Source organism: Bradyrhizobium sp. SHOUNA76, assembly GCF_023006445.1.
In the GTDB taxonomy this organism is placed as follows: Bacteria; Pseudomonadota; Alphaproteobacteria; order Rhizobiales; family Xanthobacteraceae; genus Bradyrhizobium.
The window spans coordinates 1-893 of sequence record NZ_JALBHA010000989.1 but is presented as its reverse complement, the minus strand read 5'-3'; the positions used below and the strand labels follow the sequence as shown (position 1 = coordinate 893).

General features: G+C 67.5%; 1 protein-coding gene and 1 pseudogene. Both read right to left on the bottom strand.

Annotated elements, in window-relative coordinates; genetic code table 11:
• A partial coding sequence (locus tag MOV74_RS39190; RefSeq protein WP_246932973.1) for a TSUP family transporter occupies positions 1-406 on the bottom strand: 406 nt, incomplete at its 3' end.
• Positions 403-893: pseudogene (locus MOV74_RS39185) on the bottom strand (CCA tRNA nucleotidyltransferase); the annotation flags it as partial. The pseudogene MOV74_RS39185 and the gene MOV74_RS39190, both read right to left, overlap by 4 nt.

Genomic DNA, 893 nt, shown 5'->3' with positions numbered 1-893 from the left:
CGGGGTCGCCGATCCGCACGCTTCGGCGGCGAAGCACGCGGCGCAGCGGCACGCTCAGGATCAGCATGGCGCCGATCACGAGCGCCGCACCGGCATTTGTGAGACGCGTATAGCCGTAAGCGCCGAGCGCCGTCGTTAGGCCAGCGCAGGCCAGCACGATCAGCGCGCGGCGACGATCGGCATAACGGATATAGGCAAGCGCGCGGCTGGAATTGGTGAAGATGGCGGAGATCGCGATGATCGGCACCACGGGCTCGGCGCCGACGAGGGGCACAAGCACCAGCGGCATCAAGGCGCCGGTGCCATAACCGGCGAGACCACCGATGATCGAAGCAAACAACGCCATCAACGCGACCAGCAGGAGCTGAAAAATCGAGATGTCGGCGAGGGCTGAGACGATGGTCACGTTCTCTCGTCGCGGCTGATGCGGGCCGCAGCTTGATCGGCGATGGAAGCGAGCGCGGCTTCTTCTAGGGGAAAATCCGCCGCAAGCCAAGCGTCCTCGGCGAGCGTCAACACATGTCCGAGCGCAGGTCCCTCGGCCAGGCCGCGCGCGATGAAATCCGCGGCCTTCAACGGAAATTTCGGCGCGGTCCAGCGCTGCGGCAGCTCGGCGAGCGCGCGCCAGTGCATTGAGGCGACATCGCCGCCGGCCCGCGCCCATCCCAGCAACACACGATCGTGATAGCGCTCGGCCCCGAGCCGGTAGAGCAGCCGCCGTGCATTGGCTTCGTCCTTGGCGGCCAAGCGCCACCAGCGGTGGCCCATCGAGTCAAGCGCCTTGGTTTCGGCATTGGACAGCCGCAAGCGTGCGGCGACGCGCTTGGCATCTTCGGTCACCGCGACGGCCAGCGCGGCGAGGCGCCGCGTGCTGCTCGCGGTGAGGCCGAGCT